This window comes from Dongia deserti, from assembly GCF_003574735.1.
GTDB classification, from domain to species: Bacteria; Pseudomonadota; Alphaproteobacteria; order Dongiales; family Dongiaceae; genus Dongia_A; species Dongia_A deserti.
This window is the reverse complement of the sequence record NZ_QORW01000025.1, coordinates 1-18,745: the sequence shown is the minus strand read 5'-3', so window position 1 is coordinate 18,745 and position 18,745 is coordinate 1. Positions and strand designations below refer to the sequence as shown.

Annotated in this window: 20 protein-coding genes; 15 read left to right on the top strand and 5 right to left on the bottom strand. The window is 64.4% G+C overall.

Annotated features, from left to right (window positions below; genetic code table 11):
- Nucleotides 1-35: 35 nt before the first annotated feature.
- Nucleotides 36-359: a BON domain-containing protein gene (locus DTX69_RS26655; protein ID WP_162917585.1), complete on the top strand. Its 324-nt coding sequence runs from the start codon at nucleotides 36-38 to the stop codon at nucleotides 357-359.
- A gap of 74 nt (nucleotides 360-433) precedes the next feature.
- Here the strand turns inward: DTX69_RS26655 and DTX69_RS26650 are convergent, their stop codons facing one another.
- Nucleotides 434-928, bottom strand: coding sequence for a RidA family protein (locus DTX69_RS26650; RefSeq protein WP_284736094.1), 495 nt, complete (start codon nucleotides 926-928; stop codon nucleotides 434-436).
- A gap of 229 nt (nucleotides 929-1,157) precedes the next feature.
- On the opposite strand from DTX69_RS26650, the gene modA reads away from it, so the two are divergent.
- Genes modA through modC form a run of 3 tightly spaced genes read left to right on the top strand, consistent with a single transcriptional unit; the run spans nucleotide 1,158 to nucleotide 3,716 of the window.
- Complete coding sequence (gene modA / locus DTX69_RS26645; protein ID WP_119304683.1) at nucleotides 1,158-1,916, top strand: molybdate ABC transporter substrate-binding protein; 759 nt, start codon at nucleotides 1,158-1,160, stop codon at nucleotides 1,914-1,916.
- Between the two features lie 3 nt (nucleotides 1,917-1,919).
- Nucleotides 1,920-2,597 carry a molybdate ABC transporter permease subunit gene (gene modB / locus DTX69_RS26640; RefSeq protein ID WP_119304630.1) on the top strand — a complete coding sequence of 226 codons (678 nt, stop codon included), beginning with the start codon at nucleotides 1,920-1,922 and terminating at the stop codon, nucleotides 2,595-2,597.
- Between the two features lie 3 nt (nucleotides 2,598-2,600).
- A complete protein-coding gene (modC, locus tag DTX69_RS26635; protein ID WP_119304629.1) occupies nucleotides 2,601-3,716 on the top strand; it encodes a molybdenum ABC transporter ATP-binding protein in 1,116 nt (371 codons plus the stop codon).
- Nucleotides 3,717-3,719: 3 nt separating this feature from the next.
- On the opposite strand, the gene DTX69_RS26630 is transcribed toward modC, so the two are convergent.
- A complete protein-coding gene (locus tag DTX69_RS26630; RefSeq protein ID WP_119304628.1) occupies nucleotides 3,720-4,082 on the bottom strand; it encodes a winged helix-turn-helix domain-containing protein in 363 nt (120 codons plus the stop codon).
- A 135-nt stretch (nucleotides 4,083-4,217) separates the two neighbouring features.
- Between DTX69_RS26630 and DTX69_RS26625 the strand changes: the two genes are divergently transcribed.
- The 8 genes from DTX69_RS26625 (at nucleotide 4,218) to DTX69_RS26590 (ending at nucleotide 11,790) form a co-directional block, all read left to right on the top strand.
- Nucleotides 4,218-4,898, top strand: coding sequence for a hypothetical protein (locus DTX69_RS26625; RefSeq protein ID WP_162917584.1), 681 nt, complete (start codon nucleotides 4,218-4,220; stop codon nucleotides 4,896-4,898).
- A 3-nt stretch (nucleotides 4,899-4,901) separates the two neighbouring features.
- The gene (locus DTX69_RS26620; protein WP_119304626.1) at nucleotides 4,902-6,782 is read left to right on the top strand and encodes an adenylate/guanylate cyclase domain-containing protein; all 1,881 of its coding nucleotides are present in this window, start codon (nucleotides 4,902-4,904) and stop codon (nucleotides 6,780-6,782) included.
- Nucleotides 6,783-6,825: 43 nt separating this feature from the next.
- Nucleotides 6,826-7,230, top strand: coding sequence for a hypothetical protein (locus tag DTX69_RS26615; RefSeq protein WP_119304625.1), 405 nt, complete (start codon nucleotides 6,826-6,828; stop codon nucleotides 7,228-7,230).
- 106 nt (nucleotides 7,231-7,336) lie between these two features.
- Nucleotides 7,337-7,744 carry a hypothetical protein gene (locus DTX69_RS26610; RefSeq protein ID WP_162917583.1) on the top strand — a complete coding sequence of 136 codons (408 nt, stop codon included), beginning with the start codon at nucleotides 7,337-7,339 and terminating at the stop codon, nucleotides 7,742-7,744.
- Nucleotides 7,745-7,942: 198 nt separating this feature from the next.
- Complete coding sequence (locus DTX69_RS26605) at nucleotides 7,943-9,325, top strand: class II 3-deoxy-7-phosphoheptulonate synthase (protein ID WP_119304682.1); 1,383 nt, start codon at nucleotides 7,943-7,945, stop codon at nucleotides 9,323-9,325.
- Between the two features lie 73 nt (nucleotides 9,326-9,398).
- Nucleotides 9,399-10,496, top strand: coding sequence for a nicotinate phosphoribosyltransferase (locus tag DTX69_RS26600; RefSeq protein WP_119304681.1), 1,098 nt, complete (start codon nucleotides 9,399-9,401; stop codon nucleotides 10,494-10,496).
- Nucleotides 10,497-10,648: 152 nt separating this feature from the next.
- The gene (locus DTX69_RS26595) at nucleotides 10,649-11,257 is read left to right on the top strand and encodes a hypothetical protein (RefSeq protein WP_119304623.1); all 609 of its coding nucleotides are present in this window, start codon (nucleotides 10,649-10,651) and stop codon (nucleotides 11,255-11,257) included.
- Between the two features lie 158 nt (nucleotides 11,258-11,415).
- On the top strand, nucleotides 11,416-11,790 hold the full coding sequence (locus DTX69_RS26590; protein WP_119304622.1) for a cupin domain-containing protein: 375 nt from the start codon (nucleotides 11,416-11,418) through the stop codon (nucleotides 11,788-11,790).
- Here the strand turns inward: DTX69_RS26590 and DTX69_RS26585 are convergent.
- On the bottom strand, nucleotides 11,787-12,968 hold the full coding sequence (locus DTX69_RS26585) for a YbfB/YjiJ family MFS transporter (RefSeq protein WP_284736093.1): 1,182 nt from the start codon (nucleotides 12,966-12,968) through the stop codon (nucleotides 11,787-11,789). The two genes, DTX69_RS26590 and DTX69_RS26585, sit on opposite strands and share 4 nt — an antisense overlap.
- Before the next feature lie 172 nt (nucleotides 12,969-13,140).
- A complete protein-coding gene (locus tag DTX69_RS26580) occupies nucleotides 13,141-13,443 on the bottom strand; it encodes a hypothetical protein (RefSeq protein WP_162917582.1) in 303 nt (100 codons plus the stop codon).
- Between the two features lie 176 nt (nucleotides 13,444-13,619).
- Between DTX69_RS26580 and DTX69_RS26575 the strand changes: the two genes are divergently transcribed.
- The 3 genes from DTX69_RS26575 (at nucleotide 13,620) to cysS (ending at nucleotide 18,165) form a co-directional block, all read left to right on the top strand.
- The gene (locus tag DTX69_RS26575; RefSeq protein WP_119304620.1) at nucleotides 13,620-15,281 is read left to right on the top strand and encodes an NAD+ synthase; all 1,662 of its coding nucleotides are present in this window, start codon (nucleotides 13,620-13,622) and stop codon (nucleotides 15,279-15,281) included.
- A 24-nt stretch (nucleotides 15,282-15,305) separates the two neighbouring features.
- Nucleotides 15,306-16,646, top strand: a complete 1,341-nt coding sequence (gene gltX, locus DTX69_RS26570) for a glutamate--tRNA ligase (protein ID WP_119304619.1) — start codon at nucleotides 15,306-15,308, stop codon at nucleotides 16,644-16,646.
- 145 nt (nucleotides 16,647-16,791) lie between these two features.
- Nucleotides 16,792-18,165: a cysteine--tRNA ligase gene (gene cysS, locus DTX69_RS26565; protein WP_119304618.1), complete on the top strand. Its 1,374-nt coding sequence runs from the start codon at nucleotides 16,792-16,794 to the stop codon at nucleotides 18,163-18,165.
- Between the two features lie 3 nt (nucleotides 18,166-18,168).
- On the opposite strand, the gene DTX69_RS26560 is transcribed toward cysS, so the two are convergent.
- Nucleotides 18,169-18,378: a hypothetical protein gene (locus DTX69_RS26560; RefSeq protein WP_119304617.1), complete on the bottom strand. Its 210-nt coding sequence runs from the start codon at nucleotides 18,376-18,378 to the stop codon at nucleotides 18,169-18,171.
- Nucleotides 18,379-18,745 lie beyond the last annotated feature (367 nt).

Here is an 18,745-nt window from a genome sequence, read left to right as displayed (position 1 = left end):
AGAGCGCAAGGTTTGTGCGTCATGGAGAAAGTACCGTGCGTAAAGTTACGGATAAGTTTCGGTTTCTGCTGCCGCTGATGATGCTCAGCGTGGCGGCCGCGGGCTGTTCCGTGCGATCGGGTCAGGAATCAACCGGCGAATATGTTGATTCCGCGGCCATTTCCACCCAGGTGAAGACGAAGCTCGCGACCGAAGGCAGCGTGGCCTTGGCCAACCAGGTCAAGGTCGAGACGCTGAAGGACGTCGTGCAATTGAGTGGCTTTGTGCCGACTGTGGCCGACCGCACCAAGGCCGAGCAGATCGCCTGGAGCGTTGACGGCGTGCGCGCCGTGCGGAACGACATCATCGTGCAGCCATAGAGTTCCCGCGCGAGGCGGGAAGAAAGCGGCGTAATCGCGCCACGGATGTACTGGCGCGACTTCGCCGCTTTCGTTCATGCGCGCAACAGCGCTTCGCCTTCGATCTCGACCGCGATGTTGAATGGGAGGCCGGCAACGCCAATCGCCGAGCGCGCATGGCGGCCGATCTCCGGCCCGAACACTGCCAGGATCAGATCCGAGAAGCCGTTGATCACCGCCGGATGACGGTCGAATTTCGGCGCGCTGTTTACCATCCCGAACACGCGCGCCCAGCCCGCGATGCGATCGAGATCGCCAAGCTCGCGCTGCAGGCTGCCCAGGATCGACAGGCCGACCTTGCGCGCCACCTCTTGCGCTTGCTCCAGCGACACCTCCGCGCCGACCTTGCCGAACGGGCCGGCGAGCGAACCGTCCGGATTCTGCGGCCCGTGCCCCGAGATGATGACGCGATCGCCGCGCACGTTGATCCACGGGAACGGCAACGCCATACCGCCCGGCACCTGCATCGGCGGCGGCAGGGTAAGGCCGAGTTCTTTCAGTTTTGCTTCTATGCGTGACATGCGGCCCATGAATACTCCGGTCGCACGTTCCACTCAATCGTCATCCCGGTCCTGAGCCGGGATCCATTCCGCCGCTGCTCATGCGACTGGACCATGGATCCGGATCGCGCCGCTTCGCGGCTTGTCCGGGATGACGTCTGGTGGCGCCATCGATATATCTACACGAATATATCGCTTGCCAATCCGGCGCGAGTTCGCTTGATATACTTGGCCGGATATGTCGCTCGCTGAGGTCTCCATGCATCCTACTCTGCGCACTGTCGCACTTGCTGCCTTGATCGCTGCGCCAGGCATGGCCCGGGCCGACGAAGCACTGGTCGCGGTGGCGGCAAATTTCGCCGGCGCGGTTGAGGCGATCGGCGCGGAGTTCGCCAAAGATACGGGGCATACGATCCAGGTGACGACGGGCGCCACCGGCAAGCTCTACGCCCAGATCAGCGAAGGGGCACCGTTCGACGTGCTGCTGTCGGCCGATATAAAGACTCCGGCGCAGCTGCAGGACGAGGGAACCGCCGTGCTCGGCACCAGCTTCACCTATGCGGTGGGCATGCTTTCGGTGTGGAGCGCGGATTCCGATCGCATCGGCGCTGATCCAAAAGCCGCGCTGACCGCGCCCGAGACGCTGCACGTCGCCATCGCCAATCCGGACTTGGCACCCTATGGCGTTGCCGCGCGCGAGGCGTTGACGGCGATGGGCCTGTGGGAGACGATCCAGCCCAAGATCGTGATGGGGGAGAATATCGGCCAGACCTTTTCGATGGTCGATACGGGGGCGGCACAGATGGGGTTCATCGCCACGTCGGCAATCGAGAGTCCGGGCAGCGCACCGAAAGGATCGCGCTACGACGTGCCGCAGGCGCTGTTCACGCCGATCAAGCAGGATGCGGTCCTGCTCAAGGCCGGCGACGGCAACGCGGCCGCCATCGCTTTTCTCGACTATCTGAAGGGCGACAAGGCCAAAGCCATCATCGCGTCCTTCGGCTACGGGACCGAGTGACTCATGGCGCTGCCGGACCTCGGCCCACTTTGGTTGACCCTCGAGCTGGCAGCGATCACGACCGCGATCCTGCTCATTCTGGGCACGCCGATCGCCTGGTGGCTGGCCCACACCAGGAGCCATGTGAAGCCGGCCGTCGAGGCAATCACGGCGCTGCCTTTGGTGCTGCCGCCGACGGTGCTCGGTTTCTATCTTCTGATCCTGCTCAGCCCGAAATCCGCCATTGGCGGATTCTGGCTGGAAATGACGGGCACCACGCTGACCTTTTCCTTCATCGGGCTGGTCGTTGCATCGACCTTCTACTCGCTGCCGTTCACAGTCCAGCCCTTGCAAGCGGCTTTCGAGGTGATCGGCCGTACGCCGCTCGAGGCCGCCGCAATGCTGCGCGCGGGGCCCTCGGATCGGTTCTTCACCGTCGCCGCGCCGATGGCCGCGCGCGGCTTTTTGACCGCCGCGGTGCTGAGCTTCGCCCACACGATCGGCGAGTTCGGGGTGGTGCTGATGGTGGGCGGCAACATTCCGGGCAAGACCAAGGTCATCTCCATCGCGATCTATGAGCAGGTCGAGACGATCCGCTATGCCGACGCGCATGTGTTGTCTGCCGGCCTGCTGATCTTTTCCTTCCTTGTGCTGCTTCTGGTCTACGTCGTGAACCGCCGCTTTCCTGTGCACGTGGGCTAAGCGATGGCGCTGTCAGTCGATATCCGCCTGAGCTATGGCGACTTCAGCCTGAAGGTCGCGCAGGATTTCCAGCTCTCCGGCGTCACGGGTCTGTTCGGTCCATCGGGATCCGGCAAGAGCACGCTGCTGCGCGTGATCGCCGGGCTGGAAGCGCGCGCCATCGGTCGCGTGGCGATGAAGTCCGAGGTTTGGCAGGACGGGCATACGCACGTGCCGCCGCATCGCCGCGGCGTAGGCTATGTGTTCCAGGACACGCGCCTGTTTCCGCATCTCACCGTGCGCGGCAATCTGGACTACGCGTTCCGTCGCGCGAAAGCCCTCGGTGGTCCAAGCACGGAGGAGATCGTAGACGCGCTCGATCTCGGCACGCTGCTCGCGCGGCGCCCATCGCAGATCTCTGGAGGAGAGAAACAGCGCGTGGCGATCGGACGCGCGCTTCTGACCGCGCCGAAGGTCCTGCTGATGGACGAGCCGCTCGCAGCCCTGGACGAAGCACGCAAGGCCGATATCCTGCCTTATCTCGAGCGGCTGTGCGACCAGTCGCGTGTGCCGATCCTGTATGTCAGCCACTCGGTCGCGGAGGTGGCGCGGCTCGCCCAGCACATGGTCGTGCTGCGCGACGGCCGGGTGCTGCGCACCGGGCCGGCGGCCGAGGTCCTGTCGGATCCGGAGGCGGTGCCGATGGTCGGCTCGCGAGAAGCCGGCGCCGTCATCGAGGCCCGCATCGTTGCCCAGCACGAGGATGGATTGACGGAGCTGGCGGTTTCGGCGGGCAGCCTGTTCCTCCCGCGCATCGAGGCAGCGATGGGAGATGCTTTGCGTCTGCGCATTCCAGCGCAAGACGTGATCCTGGCCCGCACACGGCCCGAGGGGCTTTCCGCGCTCAACATCCTGCCGGTCACGGTGACCGAGGTGAAAATTGGCGAGGGGCCGGGCGCGGTGGTGCAGTTGCGCGCCGGGCAGGATCTGTTGCTCGCCAGGCTTACCCGCCGCTCCGTCGCCGCGCTTGGCTTGAAGCCGGGAGTCGCGGCGCATGCGGTTTTGAAATCCGTCGCCCTGGCGAAGAGCGACATCGGGACACCGCATATGCATAGGGGCGCCGATAGCGGCGCGATCTAGATCTTATCTTTGCGGCTTGGCGATGGTCGCGAGCGCGCTCAAGTCTGCGGCGATCGCTTTCTGCGTCTTGCGTTCCATGCTGCGGAAGTGGCGCAGCACCCGTGCGCCGAGCTCGGTCAGGCGCGCGCCGCCGCCATGGGCTCCGCCTTTGTCTGCCGCCACCAGGGCGCTCTGGAACGAGCTGTTGAGCTCCTCGACCAGCAACCAGGCACGGCGATAGCTCATCCTGAGCTTGCGTCCGGCGGCGGAGATCGAGCCGGTCGCCGCAATCGCCTCCAGCAAGTCGGCCTTGCCCGGCCCCAGGGCGATGCCCGGCCCCAGAACCACGCGCAGCCGCGCGCCCGTGTTGGTGTGTTTCGGTTTCATGGCGCGCCCAAGATAGCGCGCGCCGCTGCCTGATCAAAGCGCGCCGCCGTGTGACCGGTCACACAGCGGCTGGGCTGGACAGCGCACGGACGCTCCACCACTATGATAAGGGCCAAGATCGGGGGAATGGGATTCATGTATCTGGCATCTGTCAGGAAATGGCTGGGCTCCGGATTGCTGGCCGGCCTGATGGTTGCTGCGATCCCGTCTTCTGCGACAGCGCAGGGGCTGAGTGCGATTGTCGAGGCGATCTCCCCGTCGCACGCAGAGGTCCGGGCGTTCGACATCCTGGCGGAAGGCACGGTGATCACCCTTCAGCCGGGCCAGACACTGACGCTCGGCTATATGGATTCCTGCGCTCATGAGGAGATATCGGGTGGCAGGGTCACGATCGGCGAGGCCGAAAGCACGGTGGAAAGCGGCACCGTCAAGCGCACGATCGTGCCCTGCAACGGATCGGTCGATCCCGACAGCGCTGCCGGCGCGAACGAAGCGGCGGTGGTTGCGATCCGCAGCCTGGGTGCAGACGCAGGCGAAGTCGTGCACGTGGTGCCGAGCCAGCAGCCGGTCTTCGTGTTGGGCGAGGGCGATGTGCCGAGCGACCCGTCGCTCGTTATCCAGCGCCTCGATCGGCAGGAACCGCCGATTCGCGTCTCACTGTTCGGCCGCACCCTCGATCTGAAGCAGACCGGCATGAAGCTGACGCCGGGCGGGATCTATTCCGCGAGCTGCGGCGGCCGCAAGATGGCATTCAAGATCGCGGACAATGCCGGCGTCGGCCCCGTCGTAACCCTGCAGCGCGTCGTGCGCTTCTGACCCATGAAGACGCGCGTTCGCTTCGCGGCGATCGTCGCGATTCTCTCATTCCTGATCGGCGCCGTCACTGAGCGACTCCTGACCTATGGCTTATCCTTTGACGCGCTGTTGACTCTGCGCCACGCGATCTTCGGCGACCGCCACCTCGAAGAGACGCCGCATGTCGTGGTCGTGAATATCGACGAAGACACCTTCAAGGCGACCGCGTTCAAAGACATTCCATCTGCCTTATGGGCGCCTCAATTCGGCACCGTGCTGGATGCGCTAGATGCTGCCGGAGCCAAGGTGATTGGTGTCGACATCATCTTTTCCACGATCGCCGAAACCGTAGTCCGCGGACACGATCGGCCGCTCTTTGCGTCCTTGCACCGCTTGGCTGCCGCGGAGCGCGTGGTCTTGGCCAAGACCGATGCGGGTGGCAGCAGGACCTTCGATCAGCACAGATTCATTGGTTCAGTAGTCGGTTTTCAGAAGAACATCCGATCGGCCAATGTCCATATCGGCCTGGATGGTGTGGTGCGGTACGTTCCGCTCTGGCACGGAGTTGGCGCGGAAAGGGTGCCGTCCTTTGCCCCAACCATTGCACAGCGTGCAGGGTTCGACATCGGCCAATTGCCAGAAAACCTGCGCCACTTGGCGCCGAATTATGGCGACGTATCCGTGGCGCCGGTCTATGCGATGCAGGATGTCCATCAATGCGCCGTGTCCGGCGCGATGGAGCCGCTGGCGAACGCGTTCGCGGGCAAGATCGTATTGATTGGCGCCGAGTTCGACGTCGAGGATCGCAAGTCGACACCAGGCCGCGCGTTCCTCGAGAGTAGCAATCCGAAACTGCTGCCTTGTGGCACCGAAAGCAAAGCCGAACGGATCGGGCGGCGCACGATTCCAGGTGTCTTCATCCACGCCCAGGCAGTGAACGATCTCATGCGCGGTGAACTGGCGCGGTTCTGGCCGGGATGGGCCGTGTTATTAGCCTGCACCGTGATGGCGACGGGCGGCTCGGTCTTCTCCATCTTCCTGCGCGCGCAGACGGCGAGCCTGCTGCTCGCGGGCACGTTGCTGCTATGGCTGGCCGGCACGGTTGCGTCTGCTTCAGTCGACTGGTTCGCGCCGCTGCTGGGTGGCGTGACGGCTGCGGTGGCGGCCTTTCTCATCGGGCTCGGCCTGCGCACCTTCGTGATCGATCGCGAGCGGCGCAGGATGGCGCTCGCTCTCTCGCGCTATCTCGACGTCCATCTGGCGCAGAAGCTGATGGAGAGCGATCAGCCGCCGGAGCTGGGTGGCGAGGCGCGCGAGGTCACCGTCTGGTTCTCCGACATCGCGGGCTTCAGCACCTTGGCCGAGAAGATGGATGCGAAGGAGCTGGTGACGGAGCTCAACGCGCATTTCGCCATGATCGGCCAGGCGATCGAAGCGGAGGGCGGCATCATCGACAAGTATGTTGGCGACGCGGTGGTCGCGATCTTCGGCGCGCTCGTACCGTTGCCGAACCACGCTGCTGCCGCCATGCGCGCCGCGCTCAAGGTGCAGGAGAAACTCCGCGCCGAGGCGGGGAAGGCCGGTGCGTTCCGGATCCGCATCGGGCTCAACACGGGCAGCTGCGTGGTCGGCAATGTCGGCTCGATCAATCGCATCAACTACACGGCGATCGGCGATGCGGTGAATGTCGCGGCGCGGCTTGAAGCCGCCAACAAGGAGCTCGGCACCAGCATCCTCGCGAGCGAGTCGACGGTGCGTGCCGCCGGGACCGGATTTGTCTGCCGATCGCTAGGGGCAATTCACGTCAGGGGCCGTGCGGAAGAGGTGACTGTCCACGAAGTACTGGGGCCACAATCGCCGCAGTCTGCGGAGACGGTTCATTCTGAGCTACCGCGGCTTCCATGAGGCGCGCTAGTCTCGCGCCGTGCAACAACTGGGGTGGCCATCGATGAGTCTCCGCGCGCGGACCTGGCTGTGTTTCATTGGCGCGATGCTAGCGGGCTTCGCGCCGATTTTCGCTGAGGCCCAGCAACCCGGCCTCCAACCCGATGGTCGCATCGTCGTCACCGCCGCAGCCGATGCGGACATACAACGCTATGTCGACCAGGTGTCCGGCCGCTATGGAGCCTTGGCCGTCTCGCAGGATGGCGACATGGCGGTCTCATACGTCTGCCGATCGCGGCTGTGGAAGAACTGCGACGAGCCGGGGGCCGACGACAGCAACATCGCCATTCCATCCGGCAAGATCGCGCGGGACGAGGCGCTGACCCGCTGCCGCGCGCAAAGCGGGGCAGCCTGCATCCTGCTCTTTATCAACGATGACCAGCAGCGCGAGTTCGGAATCCAGCCTTAGCCCGGCGCTGTGTGAAGGGCATCACAGGCAGGCGCGAGCGCTGCTTGCATTCCCCCTGTGAGGCGACGAAATAAGGGTGCGCTGCGCGCTTGATTCGGAGGGGTCCATGTTCGCGGGTTTGAAGAAGGCCATTTCGGCTGTCGCTGTGGCCGGTTTGGTGCTGGGCGCATCACTTGCTGCCGTGCAGGCGGCCGAGAGCAGCCAGCCGGATGACCGCATCGTCGTCGGCGCGGCAGCGGCCAAGGTGATCGGTGAATATTTGAGCAAAGTGTCCGGCCGCTACGGTGCGCTGGCGGTTTCGCGCGATGGCCAATCGGCCGCCTATTACATCTGTCAGTCGCGGCTTTGGAAGAACTGCGACGACTACTACCTGGAAGACGAATTCAAATCCGTTCCGTCCGGCCGGCTGGCGGCCAGGCAGGCAGAGCAACGCTGCCGGGGCTATGCCAGCGGCGGGTGTGTCGTGCTTTTCATCAACGACCAGTGGATCCAGGAATTCACCCTGGCCCAGTAACCGGAAAGCGTAATCGGAACGCCCTCTCAGAGCGATCGAAGCTTTCGGCCTAGTTAATTGATTCTGCGGGATGTTTTGAGGATTGTTGCCGCCAACCCTGCATGTTAGCTTGCCGCTCATGCGGAAAGGCCGCCTGGACAAGCTCCGGGAAATGGTGCTTTCCCATGTGGGATGAACGAGCAGCAGCAAGGGACGATCATGAACGCGAAGTGGGCCCCGGATAGCTGGCGGACCAGGCCAGTCTCGCAGGTGCCGGACTATCCGGATGCGGCCAAGCTGAATTCGGTGGAAGAGCGCTTGAAGAGTTACCCGCCGCTGGTCTTCGCCGGCGAAGCGCGGCGCCTCCAGGAAGCGCTCGGCAACGTGGCGGAGGGCAAGGGCTTCCTGCTGCAGGGCGGCGACTGCGCCGAGAGCTTTGCCGAGTTCTCCGCCAACAATATCCGCGACACCTTCCGCGTGCTGCTGCAGATGGCCGTGGTGCTGACCTTCGGCGCCGCTTTGCCGGTGGTGAAGGTGGGGCGCATCGCCGGCCAGTTCGCCAAGCCGCGCTCCGCGCCGACCGAGACCATAGGCGGGGTCGAGCTGCCCTCCTATCGCGGCGACATCGTCAACGGCATGGAGTTCAATGCCGAGGCACGCACGCCGGACCCGGAGCGCTTGGTCCAGAGCTACAACCAGGCGGCGGCGACGCTCAACCTGCTGCGCGCCTTCGCCCAGGGCGGTTTCGCCGACCTGCACAAGGTCCATCGCTGGAACCTCGAATTCGTGGCGGACAGCCCGCTCGGCCATCGCTACCAGGAGCTGGCGGAGCGCCTCTCCGAGACGCTGGAGTTCATGGCGGCCTGTGGCCTTACCTCCCAGACCGTCCCGCAGATCCGCGAGACCGAGTTCTATACCAGCCACGAGGCGCTGCTGCTGCACTACGAGCAGGCGCTCACCCGCGTCGACAGTCTGACCGGCAAATGGTACGGCTGCTCCGCCCACATGCTGTGGATTGGCGACCGTACACGCAACCTGGACGGCGCGCATGTCGAATACATGAAGGGCATCCAGAACCCGATCGGGCTCAAATGCGGTCCGACGCTGGAGCCGGATGACCTGCTGCGCCTGATCGACGCGCTCAACCCGCAGAACACCCCCGGCCGCCTGACCCTGATCGCCCGCATGGGCCACGAAAGGGTGGAAGCGAAGCTGCCGGCACTGCTGCGCGCGGTGAAACGCCACGGTGCCAAGGTGGTGTGGTCCTGCGACCCCATGCACGGCAACACCATCAAGTCCGCGAGCGGTTACAAGACCCGGCCGTTCGATCGGATCCTGAGCGAGGTGAAGAGCTTCTTTGCCGTGCATCGCGCCGAGGGAACTCATGCCGGTGGCGTCCATTTCGAGATGACCGGCCAGGACGTGACCGAGTGCATTGGCGGCGCCAAGGCGGTGACCGAGGACAGCCTGGCGGATCGCTATCACACCCATTGCGACCCGCGGCTCAATGCCAGCCAGTCGCTGGAGCTCGCCTTCCTGATCGCCGAGCAGCTGAAGGCCGAGCGCAACGGACAAGGTGCGCGCATTGCCGAAGCATCCTGATCATCTGCGTCCGGTTGAATCCTCATCCGCGCCGGCCGCGGAACGTCCGGCCGCGGGGCCGGGCAACGGCTCCATCGAGCGCTGGACCGACCACTACTTCCTGAAGACCAAGGCGGTGGTGGCGAAGTTCGGCGACGCGCGCGTGACCTATGCGGTCTTCATGCGCCGCCCGGTCATTTCCGCGCCGCGCCTCGCGATCGACTGGCTGAAGGAGATGGCGAAGGATCGAGGGACAGAGTTCGAGATCGACCTGCGCTACGCCGAAGGCCGTTGGGTCGGCGCCGGTGAGCCGCTGATGTACATCACCGGCTCGCTCTACCATCTCTCCGACCTCGAGACGATCCTGTTGCAGAAGCTGGGCCCGGCCTGCGTGGCGGCGTTCAATGCCTTTACCATGTGCTCCGACCTGCCGCGCGTCGCCTTCCTGGCGATGGAAGCGCGCCACTGCGCCGGGCTGGAGATGGAAGAGATCATGGCCTATGCCGCCAGCGTCGGGTCGGACCGCGCGCGGCGCAAGGTCAGTGCCGTCGGCTTCATCGGCAATGCCACGCAGGCGACCGCGCATTATTTCGGCCAGGCACAGGCGATGGGCACCATGCCCCATGCGCTGATCGGCTACGCCGGCTCGACGCTGCGGGCGGCGGAGATGTTCCACGAGACCTTCCCCGATCAGCCGATGACGGTGCTGGTCGATTATTTCGCCCGCGAGGTGACCGATGCGCTGACCGTCGCGCGCCGCTTCGCGCATCTGGCCTCGCAGGGCAAGCTGGCCGTGCGGATCGATACGCCCGGCAGCCGCTTCATCGAGGGGCTTGATCCCTCCGTCTCCTATGCGGTGCTGGACCGCAACGTGCCCGACGCCATCCGCGGCTATCGCAACGAGACGGAGCTGCGCCACTTGGTCGGCGCGGGCGTCTCCGCCGCCGCCGTCTGGCACCTGCGCGAGGCACTCAACCGCGAAGGCTTCCAGAAGGTGAAGATCGTCGTCTCCTCGGGCTTCGATCCCGCCAAGTGCAAGGTGATGGCCGAAGCCAACGCGCCAATCGACATCGTCGGCACCGGCTCCTTCCTGCCGCAACGCTGGACCGAAACCTACGCCACCGCCGACATCGTCGAATACAACGGCGAGAAGCGTGTGAAGATCGGTCGCGAGTTCCTGTTCCGGAAGTAGGCGTTTATCCCCACCCACGCGCGCTTCTGATTGGAGCCGGTCGCCGACCGGCCGAGGCCGGCGGCAACGCGCAAATCTTGCGGGAAACGCAAATCGAGCGCAGAGTCCGTAAGCCGGAGTTCATCCGGCAAATGTTGGGTGGGGGGTGCTCGATGAAGACGATGCTGCACGCCTGCCACGCTGCCATTGCGCTGGCAATTTGCTTGGCGATGGCTTCGGCCCAAGCCGAAGAGCCGAGCAAGACACAAGCCGAGGAGCCGACCAAGGCACAACTTGATGCAATGCGTCAGGCGCTCTCGAAGTATCAGGATCCCTACGTCGCGATCCGCGATGCCTATCTGTCGACGGTTGGATGCGTTCACTACAGCGGCGAGAAGATCGACGGCCACATGGACTATCCGAAGGGAGGCATGGGCATTCATTTCGTCAACCTCACTGTGAGCGGGCCGCCCGATCCCATGCGGCCGAACGTGCTGATCTATGAGCCGGTTGGCGGGAAGCTGCAGTTGGTCGCCGCTGAGTGGCTGGTCCCGCTGGCAGTCGCGAAGGAACGGCCGACGCTCCTGGGCCAAGCCTTCCAGGGTCCGATGGAAGGGCACGAACCGCTCATCCCGAAGGACTTCGCCCATTACGATCTGCATGCCTGGCTGTTCAAAGAGAACCCGCTGGGAGTGTTCAGCCCGACGAACCCGGATGTCAGCTGTGAAGGCTACGAGTTCGCCCTGCTCGAGGCGCCGACCAAACTGGTACCCGAGCCCTAGGGCCGAGCGGCTGGATCGGCTCTCTAGCAGCGCGCAATGGTCGCACGCGAGTTCCGGAGGAGTTCAAGGCGTGTGGGCCTGACGCAGGTGTGAGCGCACAAACGTTCAAGACGCTCCGACCATCCGCTCATATTGGAAGCGGAAGGGAGGAACCTGTCATGTCCTGCTGCGGTCATCTTGTCGACGAGTTCAACGCCATCACGGAATACTTCTCGCCGCGCGTCATCGCGATCGTGAATGGGCAATATGTGAAGCTCGCCAAGTTCAAGGGCGAGTTTCCGTTCCATGCGCACGCCGAGGAAGACGAGTTCTTCCTGGTCCATAGCGGCCAATTCACCATGTGCTATCGCGATCGCGAAATCGTGCTGAAAACGGGCGACTTCCACGTGGTGCCGCGCGGCATCGAGCATCGGCCGCGTGCCACGGATGAAGCGTGGGTGATGTTCATCGAACCTGCCGCAACCAAGCACACGGGCGACACAGTCACGGCGTTCACCAAGTCGATCGATCAGCAGGTCGCGCACTTACGCTAGGCGCGGCGGAGCGCCTCCGCGCTGAGCCACCAGACCAGCGCCGCGGCCAGCACGAGCGCCGCCGCGGCAGCCACCGACGGCAGCAGGAACGTGCCGGTGAGATCATGCATCCAGCCGGCGAATATCGGCCCGATGATCTGGCCGAGGCCGAAGGACGCAGTCATCAATCCGATGATGCGCGAGGCCGCGCCGGTTGCGAGACGCCGCGCGCCGACGAGGCCCAGGACGGTGATGCCGACGAAGGTGCCGCCCAGCAGGATCGCAGCCAGAATGGCACCGGCTGGTGCGTTCCACAGCACGCTCGACAGCACGCCCGCCGCTTCAACCAGGCAGGCCAAGGCGTAACCATGCCCGAGGCCGATGCGCCTACCGATTGCGGCCCACAGCGCGACAGAAGGAATGCCGGCCAGTCCCACGATCACCCAGATGAAGGGCTCGAGCGGCGCCATCTCCGAGCTGGTGCGCACCAGCTGCACCAGGAATGTCGCGGTGATCACGTAGCCGAAGCCGAACAACCCGTAGGCAAGGATAAGCGCGGCCAGGGGGCTGCCGATGCCGCCATTGCGGTTCGCGGCTGCCACACCACCGCCTTCGCGCCGCGCTGGGATCAGCGCCGCGACGGCAAACACGGCCACCAGCGAGAGCAAGGCGGTCGCGATCCACTGCCATTGCCAGGCGACGTGATGCGCGGTGAGCTGCGCGACCAGGATCGCGGAGACCGCGATGCCGGCGCCGACGCCCGCAAACTGGTGCCCGGCCATGTGGCTGCGCCCCGCCGCGGAGAGCCGATCCAGCACCAAGGAAGAGGTGAAGACGAGCGCAAAGGCGCTGGCGAAGCCACTCAGGAAGCGCAGCAGCAAGAAGGCGACAAGCGAGTCAGTTGCTGCCATCGCGCCCGTGGTGAGCGCGCTGATCAGCAATGCGCCCAGCATCCACCCGCGCCGGTGCGGCGCGAAGACATGCGCGGCCGCAACCAGCGCGCCGATCAGGTAGCCGGCGAAGTTGGCGGACGCGATGAGCCCGGCCTCGCTCGCGGTCAGATGCAACGCCGCCACCATCTCCGGCAGGATTGGCGTGTAGACAAACCGCCCGATGCCCATCGCCGAAGCCAGCGCAATCGCACCACCGATGGCGAGCGCAATGGGGTGAGCGTGTTCAAGCGCGCGGGTACTATTCATCGGCTGCTTTCTTTCCTCATGGTCGGACTTGATCCAACCCATCCACGAGTGTCGATGAGTAGGACTTCGCTGTATCAGGCAAACTCGTGGATGGTCGTGCCAAGCACGACCATGATGGGATTGGGGCTGCTTCTGTCAGTGTCTTCGTTTGGCGGGCTAAGACCTTCAGCTATCAATTCGTCGGGGGCCTTACGTATGGCACTTCGATCCAGACGTAGCCTTGCTCGTTGCTGCCGGGCTTCTGGCCGTATTCCAGGATCCAGGAGCGGCCGGTCTGGGTGTCGAACATCATGTTGATCTTGGAGTCGCCTTTGGTCAGGTCGCGGTCGGCCTGGTCCAGGACGATGAGCACGAAACGCTGGCTCAGCGGTTCGGCAACCGGAGCGGGCACGATGTCGTACGGACTGTCCTGCGCGGCGGCTGTGCCGGAAAGCGCCAACGCCATGAGTCCAAGCGCGAGCATGTATCGAGACATGGAACCCCTCCAAGACAGCGTGGAAGCAGATGCCGCGTCAAACCCTGATAGGGAACCATGGCCGGAGGAGCCTTGGCAAATGCGGGAAAAGCTGGCCTCGCATGCACGGAACTCGGGTTTGCATTCCCCTCCGTTGTCCGTAATCTTCTCTAAGTCCTTGCTTCCCTCAGGCGGCCATGACCCACGAACTGAAAATCGCGCTGGCGCAACTCAATCCCACGGTCGGCGACGTCGCCGGCAATCTCGCTTTGCTCCGCAAGGCGCGCGCGACGGCAGCCGACAAGGGCGCCGACTTGGTGATGTGCAGCGAGCTGGTGCTGTCCGGCTATCCGCCCGAGGACCTGGTGCTGAAGCCGGCCTTCCAGCGGGCCTGCAAATCGGCGCTGGAGGAGCTTGCGGCAGAGACCATCGATGGCGGCCCAGCCATGCTGGTCGGCTCGCCCTGGGCCGACGGCGAGGGGGTCTATAACGGCCTGTTCCTGTTGGCTGAAGGCAAGATCGCCGCCAGCCGCTTCAAGCACGAGCTGCCGAACTACGGCGTGTTCGACGAGAAGCGCGTGTTCAAGCCGGGCCAGCTGCAAGGGCCGGTGAACTTCAAGGGCGTGCGCCTCGGCCTGCCGATCTGCGAGGATCTGTGGTTCTGCGACGTCGCCGAGTGCCTCGCCGAATCCGGCGCGGAGATCCTGCTGTCGCCGAACGGCAGCCCGTTCGAGATCGACAAGCTGGATCAGCGGATGAACGTCTCGGTGGCACGCCAGCAGGAAACGGACCTGCCCATCATCTATGTCAACCAGGTTGGAGGACAGGACGAGCTGGTGTTCGATGGCGCGTCCTTCGTGCTGGACCGCGGACAGCAGATCAAATGCGCATTGCCGATGTTCCGCGAGGCGGTGGAGCTGACGCACTGGCGCCGCACCAACGAGGGCTGGACCTGCGATCCCGCGCCCATCCCCCGGGAATTCTCGCTTCTGGAGAAGATCTACCAGGCGATGATGCTGGGCCTGAAGGACTACGTGAACAAGAACCACTTCCCCGGCGTGATCCTGGGCCTTTCTGGCGGCGTGGATTCCGCTCTGACGGCCGCCGTTGCGGTCGATGCGCTCGGCGCCGACAAGGTGCGCGCGGTCATGATGCCGTCGCCCTACACCAGCCGCGAGAGCCTGGAGGATGCCGAGGCCGTCGCAAAAATGCTCGGCATCTCTTACGAGATGATCTCGATCGAGCCGGCCATGAAGGCCTTCGCCCACATGTTGGCGAAGCCGTTCGCCGGACGGAACATCGACACCACGGAGGAGAACGTCCAGAGCCGCGCCCGCGGGCTGACGCTGATGGCCCTCTCCAACAAGTTCGGCCACATGCTGCTGACCACTGGCAACAAGTCGGAGATGTCGGTGGGCTATGCCACGCTCTATGGCGACATGTGCGGCGGCTATTCGGTGCTGAAGGATATCTACAAGATGACGGTGTTCGAGCTCAGCCGCTGGCGGAACGCCAACCACCCGCTGGACGCCCTCGGTCCGAAAGGCACCGTTATGCCTGACCGAGTGATCACCAAGGCCCCATCTGCCGAACTCAAGCTTAACCAGACCGATCAGGACACGCTGCCGCCCTATGACGTGCTTGACGGCATCCTGGAGTGCCTGGTGGAGCGCGAAATGACGGTGGACGAGATTGCCGCCAAAGGCTATGACCGAGCGACCATCGCTCGGGTCTGGCGTATGCTGGACTTGGCGGAATACAAACGGCGCCAGGCGCCGCCGGGGGTCAAGATCTCGTCCAGGGCCTTCGGTCGCGACCGGCGCTACCCGATCACCAATGGCTTCAGTGCCAAGGTTTGATGCGAATGGAGTGCGTCTGTCAGGATGGTTGTGCGCGTTCGCTTCGCCCCGTCGCCGACGGGAAGGCTACACGTCGGCAATATCTACATCGCCCTGCATAACTGGCTCCATGCCAGGAAGGCGGGCGGCGAATTCCTGCTGCGCCTCGACGACACCGACCGGGAACGGTCCACCGAAGATTTCGCGAACGGCATCAGGAGAGACCTGGAATGGCTCGGCCTCGCCTGGAACCTGTTCGACCGCCAGTCGGCGCGGCTTGCCATCTACGACGCAGCAGCTGAGCGCCTGCGCGAAGGGGGGCGGCTCTATCCCTGCTACGAAAGCGCAGAGGAGCTTGGGCTCAAGCGCAAAGTGCAGCTCTCCCAGGGCAAGCCACCGATCTACGACCGCGCCGCCCTCAAGCTGACCGACGCCGACCGCAAGAAGCTGGAAGCCGAAGGCAAGCGCCCGCATTGGCGCTTCAAGCTGGAGCCGCGCGATGTCACGTGGAACGACGTCGTGCGCGGGCCGCAGCACATCGACGAGACCAGCCAGTCCGACCCCGTGCTGGTGCGGGAGGACGGCACCTATCTCTACACATTGCCGTCGGTCGTCGACGATATCGACTTCAGGATCACGCATGTGATCCGCGGCAACGATCACGTCACCAACACCGCGACCCAGATTCAGATCTTCGAAGCGCTCGGCGCCGCGGTCCCGACCTTCGCGCACCTGCCGCTGCTGGTGGATGCAGCGGGCGAGGGGCTCTCGAAGCGTCTAGGCTCGCTTTCCATCGGCCAGATGCGCGACGACGGTCTGGAGGCGATGGCGATCAATGCGTATCTCGCAAAGATCGGCACCGGCGATCCCGCCGTTCCGGTCCGCAGCCTCGACGAACTGTTGTCCGACCATGAGCTCTCCAAGTTCGGCAAATCCTCGCCGCGCTTCGATCCGGACGAACTCAAGCATCTGAATGCGCGGCTGCTGCATCACCTGCCGTTCGAGGAAGCGCACAAGCATCTGGCTGCCATCGGCCTCGGCCATGTCGACGCGGCGGTGTGGGACGTCGCGCGCGCCAATGTCGAGAAGGTCGAGGATGTCGCGGTCTGGCAATCGGTGGTGAAGGGGCCGGTCAAGCCCGCGATCACCGACCCCGAATTCGCCGCCAAGGCAGCGGACCTGCTGCCGCCGGAGCCCTGGAGCGCCGAGACCTGGAGCGCCTGGACCAACGCGGTGAAAAATGCCACCGGCCGCAAGGGCAAGGATTTGTTCATGCCCTTGCGCCAAGCCCTGACCGCGTCCGACCATGGCCCGGAGCTGAAACTGCTGCTGCCGCTGATCGGCCGCGCCCGTGCGCTGAAGCGCTTGAAGGGAGAGACCGCGTGAGCGCTTTTGCTCTTCATCTGTCATCCCGGCCAGCCGCGAAGCGGCCGGGACCCATGCATTCCCTCGGCGACTCTGACGCACCGCATGGGCCCCGGCTCTCGCTGCGCTCGGTCGGGGTGACAGTTGGTGTGGAGGAAATTGCTCGATGACCATCCATCTCTACAACACGCTCACGCGCGAGAAGGAGGTGTTCGCGCCGATCGATCCCAGGAACGTGCGCATGTATGTCTGCGGTCCGACGGTCTATGACTACGCGCATATCGGCAACGCGCGGCCGGTCGTCGTGTTCGACACCTTGTTCCGCCTGCTTTGCCACACCTATGGCGAAGCGCATGTCACCTATGTGCGCAACATCACCGATATCGATGACAAGATCATGGACGCCGCGAAGGAAAGCGGCGAGGACATCGGCAGCATCACCTCGCGCACCACGAAATACTTCCACGATGATATGGGCGCGCTGAACGCGATGCTGCCGACCAGGGAGCCACGCGCCACCGAATTCGTGCCGCAGATGACCGCACTGATGCAAACGCTCATCGCCAAGCGCTTCGCGTATGAGGCTGAGGGCCACGTTCTCTTCCACGTGCCGGCCATGCCCGACTATGGCCAGCTGTCGCGCCGCTCTCTCGACGATATGATCGCCGGCGCACGGGTCGAGGTGGCGCCCTACAAGAAGCATCCGGCCGATTTCGTGCTGTGGAAACCGAGTACGCCGGACCAGCCGGGCTGGGAATCGCCCTGGGGGCGCGGCCGGCCGGGCTGGCACATCGAATGCTCCGCGATGTCGGGTGCGCTGCTGGGCGAGGTGTTCGACATCCATGGCGGCGGGATCGACCTCATCTTTCCGCATCATGAGAACGAGATCGCGCAAAGCCGCTGCGCGCACGGCACGCCGGTGATGGCGAAGACCTGGATGCATAACGGCTTCGTGCAGGTGAACGGGCAGAAGATGGCCAAGTCGCTCGGCAACTACTTCACGGTGCACGAGCTGCTGGAGGAGGGGCACCGCGGCGAAGCGATCCGCCTGGCGCTGCTGTCATCGCATTACCGCCAGCCGACCGACATTACGCGCGAGGGAATCAAGGAGGCGAAGGCGCAGCTCGATCGTTTCTATACGGCGCTGCACAAGCACGCGGACGTCGCGGTGGAACCGGAGCCGTCGAGCCACCTGCTGGCGGCGCTGGCGGATGATCTCAACACGCCGCTGGCGATCTCGGAGATGCACGAGCTGCTGTCAAAGCTCAACAAGGCGACCAGCGAAGCCGAGATCCGCGCCGCGAAGGCGGACCTGCTCGGCTCCGCGCATCTCATGGGGCTCCTGCTGCAGGATCCGACCGCCTGGCTGCAATCCACCGAGGGCGTCGACGCCGCCGAGATCGAGCGCCAGATCGCTGCGCGCCAGGCTGCGCGCAAGGCCCGCAACTTCGCCGAAGCCGACCGCATCCGCGGCGATCTTGCCGCGAAGGGCATCATCCTCGAGGACGGCCCGCAGGGCACGAGCTGGAAGCGGATCTAGAGACTAGATCAGGCCGGCCATGCGCGCCGCGCGCACGGCGTCCTGCCGAACCTGCCACCGCTGATCCTCGAGATCTTTGAAGGCGCCGATCCGCCGACGCAGCCACGTCAGCTGGTTGGGGCCGAGACCCATCGTGACGTCTGCCGCGTGCGACGCAAGGTGCGCCGGGGCGCCACTATCGTTCGTATAGGACAGCGCTGAGATGGCGTTCATGGTCGTGACTCCTTTGGTAGCTCGGAGCGACGTTCAGCGCTGACATTGTCTGCGATGAGCATCGCTTCCTGGATAGAGACATATTTCAGTCAAATTTGAATTTCATCTGTCTTGGAGGCTATTTCGGCACACTCCATTATGAGTTCATGCATCGTTAAGGTTAATCGCACCGGTTTTCTCACGATCGCGTACGGTGCATGATGCGCCATCAACATGGAGTAACTTGGCATGAATGACGCAACACAGAACCCGCAGCCGGTTGACGCTGCGCTGGTGCCGCGGTTCGGCGCCATTCCAACGTTCATGCGCCTGCCGCACGTCACCGATGCGGCGCGGCTCGATATCGCGCTGATCGGCGTGCCGTGGG

Bases quoted from the DNA above. Each gene is read 5' to 3' on its own strand.
- DTX69_RS26585 (WP_284736093.1), bottom strand. From the start codon at position 12,968: ATGAATAGTACCCGCGCGCTTGAACACGCTCACCCCATTGCGCTCGCC.
- DTX69_RS26630 (WP_119304628.1), bottom strand. From the start codon at position 4,082: ATGAAACCGAAACACACCAACACGGGCGCGCGGCTGCGCGTGGTTCTG.
- DTX69_RS26610 (WP_162917583.1), top strand. From the start codon at position 7,337: ATGTTCGCGGGTTTGAAGAAGGCCATTTCGGCTGTCGCTGTGGCCGGT.
- modC (WP_119304629.1), top strand. From the start codon at position 2,601: ATGGCGCTGTCAGTCGATATCCGCCTGAGCTATGGCGACTTCAGCCTG.
- DTX69_RS26650 (WP_284736094.1), bottom strand. From the start codon at position 928: ATGGGCCGCATGTCACGCATAGAAGCAAAACTGAAAGAACTCGGCCTT.
- DTX69_RS26590 (WP_119304622.1), top strand. From the start codon at position 11,416: ATGTCCTGCTGCGGTCATCTTGTCGACGAGTTCAACGCCATCACGGAA.
- DTX69_RS26580 (WP_162917582.1), bottom strand. From the start codon at position 13,443: ATGTCTCGATACATGCTCGCGCTTGGACTCATGGCGTTGGCGCTTTCC.
- modA (WP_119304683.1), top strand. From the start codon at position 1,158: ATGCATCCTACTCTGCGCACTGTCGCACTTGCTGCCTTGATCGCTGCG.
- modB (WP_119304630.1), top strand. From the start codon at position 1,920: ATGGCGCTGCCGGACCTCGGCCCACTTTGGTTGACCCTCGAGCTGGCA.
- DTX69_RS26595 (WP_119304623.1), top strand. From the start codon at position 10,649: ATGAAGACGATGCTGCACGCCTGCCACGCTGCCATTGCGCTGGCAATT.
- DTX69_RS26605 (WP_119304682.1), top strand. From the start codon at position 7,943: ATGAACGCGAAGTGGGCCCCGGATAGCTGGCGGACCAGGCCAGTCTCG.
- DTX69_RS26560 (WP_119304617.1), bottom strand. From the start codon at position 18,378: ATGAACGCCATCTCAGCGCTGTCCTATACGAACGATAGTGGCGCCCCG.
- DTX69_RS26575 (WP_119304620.1), top strand. From the start codon at position 13,620: ATGACCCACGAACTGAAAATCGCGCTGGCGCAACTCAATCCCACGGTC.
- DTX69_RS26625 (WP_162917584.1), top strand. From the start codon at position 4,218: ATGTATCTGGCATCTGTCAGGAAATGGCTGGGCTCCGGATTGCTGGCC.
- DTX69_RS26620 (WP_119304626.1), top strand. From the start codon at position 4,902: ATGAAGACGCGCGTTCGCTTCGCGGCGATCGTCGCGATTCTCTCATTC.
- DTX69_RS26615 (WP_119304625.1), top strand. From the start codon at position 6,826: ATGAGTCTCCGCGCGCGGACCTGGCTGTGTTTCATTGGCGCGATGCTA.
- cysS (WP_119304618.1), top strand. From the start codon at position 16,792: ATGACCATCCATCTCTACAACACGCTCACGCGCGAGAAGGAGGTGTTC.
- gltX (WP_119304619.1), top strand. From the start codon at position 15,306: ATGGTTGTGCGCGTTCGCTTCGCCCCGTCGCCGACGGGAAGGCTACAC.